Annotated in this window: 5 protein-coding genes; 4 read left to right on the top strand and 1 reads right to left on the bottom strand. The window is 48.8% G+C overall.

All coding sequences use genetic code 11. The annotated features are described in order from the left end of the window. The 4 genes from GX441_01755 to GX441_01770 form a co-directional block, all read left to right on the top strand. A partial coding sequence (locus GX441_01755) for a T9SS type A sorting domain-containing protein (protein ID NLI97366.1) occupies window positions 1-1,064 on the top strand: 1,064 nt, incomplete at its 5' end. A 145-nt stretch (window positions 1,065-1,209) separates the two neighbouring features. Next, a complete protein-coding gene (locus tag GX441_01760; GenBank protein ID NLI97367.1) occupies window positions 1,210-1,662 on the top strand; it encodes an NfeD family protein in 453 nt (150 codons plus the stop codon). Further along, entirely contained in the window at window positions 1,663-2,634 is a 972-nt protein-coding gene (locus GX441_01765) for an SPFH/Band 7/PHB domain protein (GenBank protein NLI97368.1), read from the top strand. A 168-nt stretch (window positions 2,635-2,802) separates the two neighbouring features. Continuing rightward, complete coding sequence (locus tag GX441_01770) at window positions 2,803-3,462, top strand: NYN domain-containing protein (protein ID NLI97369.1); 660 nt, start codon at window positions 2,803-2,805, stop codon at window positions 3,460-3,462. 55 nt (window positions 3,463-3,517) lie between these two features. Here the strand turns inward: GX441_01770 and GX441_01775 are convergent. Then, window positions 3,518-4,549, bottom strand: a 1,032-nt coding sequence (locus GX441_01775) for an FAD-dependent thymidylate synthase (protein NLI97370.1), incomplete at its 5' end; no start/stop codon positions are given.

Genomic DNA, 4,549 nt, shown 5'->3' on the forward strand with positions numbered 1-4,549 from the left:
ATACCCCGTTTCTTGCGCACGAGGACGTGGGCGATAAAAGACCGCTCCCTGACACAGTAGCGACAGGCTATCCTCAAGCGGCCTTAAACGATGAAGGAATACTTGTAGTAACCTGGGTTCGCGGCGTTGTTACCGCTCATATGCAGCCGCGCTACCAGGTGTTCGACGCCGATGACAACCCGATTGATTGGGAGGCTTTAGGTCACCGGGTTGATAATGGTGACAGCCTAGCAGGCGCATGTGCCCCTAAGCCCTTCTGGCTCGATAATGACCGATTCGTCGTGTTCTGGACCGATTACTGCGCTCCGAGACCTACGCCGAACTTACCCTGGTTCGCACGCGTATTCGACGATCGCGGCCTTGCACATCAGTCTATATGCACTGTTATGTGGGGCGATTCTCTGCACACAGGTCCTTCAAAGACTCCTTTTTCCATGTCTGTATCATCAGACGACAAGTTCAGCTGCACGTACAACAGGTCATACTGGTATCCAATAGACACGCTTTGGCCTCAGAGTCATTCATGGGAGCACCAGGCAGGTTTTCTGGGAGGAATAGTAGGCAACGAACCCTGGCGGAATACCACAGTTTTTGAGTACAGTCCTGCTTACGGTTCAGATACGGTATGGAGTGCGATATGGGACTCGAGGTACAGTTTTCGACTGTACTTGCAGGTTCCAGCTGTTGCCTGTTCCGATGACCGTATCGTGTGGGTGTACACGCGCTTTCAGACGGACACGGTGTTCGAAGCGTACGCCATCGTCTCCGACTGGGACATGGGCGTCGGCGTCGCAGAAGAACCTGAGACAAGTGGTGAGACAAGGGACTTAAGCCCCTTGTCAGTTACGCCAATCGGCTCAACCATCACCCTTAGCTACTCGAGCTGCCCGAACGGTTTCTCTGCATACGTCTACGACGCATCAGGCAGGAAGGTGGATGAGTTACACTCAACCCAAAGCGAGGGCACAATCGAATGGGGCGAGTATCACGGTCCGGGAGTTTACTTTATTAAGCTATCCATGTTGAATAAATCGACGACCGTAAAGGTACTTATTATTAAGTAAAGGCTTTGTTCGGAATATTTGCAAGGCGGGGCCAAAGCTCCGCCTTCTTTTTAAATAAATGCTTGACAATCACCTTTCAGCGCATATCCTACGCAAGTAAGTGCTGCTGAGACGGGAATAAACGTCGAAGCATAGAGGAGTATCTATGAGCCAAACAAACTGGATAATGCTTTTTATATGGGCAGGGGTAGCCGTCATTTTTCTCGTAGGAGAGATATTCTCCGCAGGCTTCGCGCTTTTATGGTTCGGCATAGGAGCAGGCGTTGCCGCCGTGCTCGCGCTCCTTAACCTGCCAATCTGGCTTCAAGTTATAGTTTTTATCGTACTATCTAGCGTTTTATTCGCATTTTCAAGAATCTTCTTCAAGCGTGTTACGCGCAATGCACATAACGTAGGTATCGCTTCGGACAGGGCAATAGGCAAAACCGGGATTGTTATTGATAGAATTGACCCCGCAATCGGCAAGGGTACGGTAAGAGTCGAGCACGAGGAATGGAGGGCTGAAAGCATTGACGGCAAGGTTATAGAAGCAGGCTCTAAAGTCGAGATTGTACGCCTTGAAGGTGTGCGTTTATTTGTAAAACCCAAGGAGGAATAAATGCCTGTAGTATGCTGGGTATTACTACCTATAGGAATAATCTTTATTTTAATAGTGGTGTTGAGTTCGCTTCGCATTGTCCAGCCGTGGCAAAAAGGTCTGGTTGTCAGGCTGGGACGCTATCAGAGAACGGTAAATCCCGGTCTTAACATGGTTAACCCGTTTCTGGAACGGCTAACCAAGGTCGACATGCGCGAGCAAGTGGTGGACGTTCCGCCGCAAGAAGTAATCACGCAGGATAACGTTGTTGTGACAGTGGATGCCGTCATCTACTACGAGGTCACTGACCCCGTAAAAGTTACCTACAACGTTCAGGACTTCAGGCTCGCCGTCATCAAACTAGCACAAACCAACCTCAGAAACGTGGTAGGCGACCTTACCCTTGACACTTCGCTCACTTCTCGCGAGTCGATAAACGCCAAACTCAGATCGGTTCTCGATGAAGCCACGGATAAGTGGGGAACCCGGGTTACCAGGGTCGAACTCCAGAGGATTGAACCGCCGAGGGATGTAACCGACGCGATGCACAAGCAGATGAGGGCGGAACGCGAGCGCCGCGCTATGGTTCTTGAAGCCCAGGGCGTCAAAGAAGCGACGATCAATAAGGCTGAAGGCGACAGGCAAGCCAAGATACTGCAATCCGAAGGTGAAAAGCAGTCGGCGATTCTTCGAGCTGAAGGTGAAGCTCAGGCCATCGAGCGCATAGCGACTGCCGAGCGGTTTAAGAAGATTGCGGTTGCCGAAGGTGAAGCGCAGGCTGTAAAGAACGTGTTCTCGGCCATTCACGAAGGTAACCCGTCGAACGACCTTCTTGCAATAAAATACATGGAAGCTCTTCAAGCCATCGCTCAGGGTTCGGCTAACAAAGTATTCCTGCCCTACGAGGCGACCAATGTTATGTCCTCAATAGCAGGCATAGCAGAGCTATTCAAGGAAAAGCAGAGCATAAAGGACGAAAAGAAGAGCAAGTAACGCGTCGATTATTTTAAAGACCCGGAGGCATCAAACTCCGGGTCTTTTCTTATGTCTTGATTTTTTGCGGTTTTCGCAGATAATCTAGTCATGTAAATCTAAGTAACGGTTTACATGTTGCTCATTAGAAGAAAATGATATTAATGTAATAATAAATAAGGAGCATAAATGTTAGACCATCAAGAGCATAAGAGTATGGTTCGGATGGCCGTGTTTTACGACGGCGGTTATCTCAATGAAGTAAGCAATTTCTACAAATTCTACCACCCCAAGCAATCAAGAATCTCCATACATGGGATTCACAGGTTTATCAGACACCAGGTTTCCCTGCTTGAGAAGGTCGAGGAACGCAGGGTTCAAATAGTGGAGGCGCATTATTTCAGGGGACGCTTCAGCGCCGAAGCGGCAGATATTGCAGGAAAACTTAAGGCGGAAAGGATGTTCGATGATGTTTTAATTCGTGCGGGCGTCATTCAGCACTATTTGCCGGTGGATGAAAGGGCGTACAGACCACAAGAGAAGGGTATTGATGTGTGGCTGTCGCTGGAGGCTTTTGATTTGGCCGTTCATAAAAGGCTCGATGTCGTAGGTCTCTTGGGTTGTGACGGCGACTATGTCCCGCTTGTCAGAAAACTTAACGGAATCGGCACGCGCGTCATTCTACTCTCATGGGACTTCAAATACGTAATGCCGGACGGCTCTGAACGGGAAACAAGAACATCCAGGGCATTGATAAATGAAGTGACTTATCCCGTAAATATGAATGAATTAATCGATTCTCCGGCGCCAAACCCGGATGACAGGGTCGAGGAACTCTTCATCGACTGAAAGTATTTACTGAAAAAATATACGTCGGATGTGGAATTCTGGATAGTAAAGCCGTTTAACTGCTATATTTCACTTTTCTTTCGCCAGGTAATTCGGCGGCAACTACCCTTGGAGGATGACCGAATATCTTCTCATACATCACGGGATAGCTATCCTTGCCTCCGGCAAGCATAAGGGTAAGAGGCATAACGGCGCGTCCCAGTTCAATCATCCTCTCGGATACCTCTCTTATCTCCCACTGGGCATGAGCGTCGGAGCGCAGACGGGAGAAGTGGTAAAGTTCTCTCGCATTAACGGTTAATAGAACCCGACGCCTGTGAGCGTTCGTAAGCGCGTAACCGGCTGCATCTGGATTTATCTTTAAAAGATTATGATAGAGATCGTTGCATTTTCCGATAAGGTCTTTGAATTCTTTATCTTTTTTTATCTTCTCTATTGACTCGGGAATCGTGCATCCAAGATTGACATCGTAGGATTGAGCTGATATGGTTGCCATGCGGTGGCGCTTTAGCTGAGCAAAACATGAAGCTGAGCAGATTATCTCAAAAGTCAATGCTACATGTTCGAATTCGCGCAGCATGCTATCGTAAAGTTCAGCCCGTTCAAACGCTATCTTCACTAATTCTAATCTTTCTTTTTCATCCATCTGGTTGACCGTTGCTCTGCATGCCTGGAATGAGGTGCTAGATACGCGATAAAGCAAAGAGGTTAGAAGCGTTAGATCGGGTTCAGGAGAAGCCTCGACGAGCGTGATTTCGGTCTGTGGGTTTTTATCCAATGGGATTTTCTCTGAGGCTAAGCTGGCGAGCGCTGGGTAGGTTTCCGAATCAAACGGATTAGCCTCGCAGAACAGAAGGATTGAAGGTGCAACAGCTCTTGCCTCGCTGCATAGTTTTTCCCCGAGTTCTTTTGCCTCGGAAAGAGGATGCGATGCAAGCCTGCGAACCATAAGTTCGAGTTCCCTGGCATTAACGGTCATGCCCAGCTGTGATTGAGTTGCAAGAGAAGCGACAAACCTTGCATCCTCTTTAGCCCGGTTTGCCAGTTCACGTTTGTCGGCAGCGAGGGATTTATCGTGCGAGGCGTG

It is taken from the genome of bacterium (assembly GCA_012517375.1).
In the GTDB taxonomy this organism is placed as follows: Bacteria; Hydrothermota; Tepidihabitantia; order B3-TA06; family B3-TA06; genus JAAYVC01.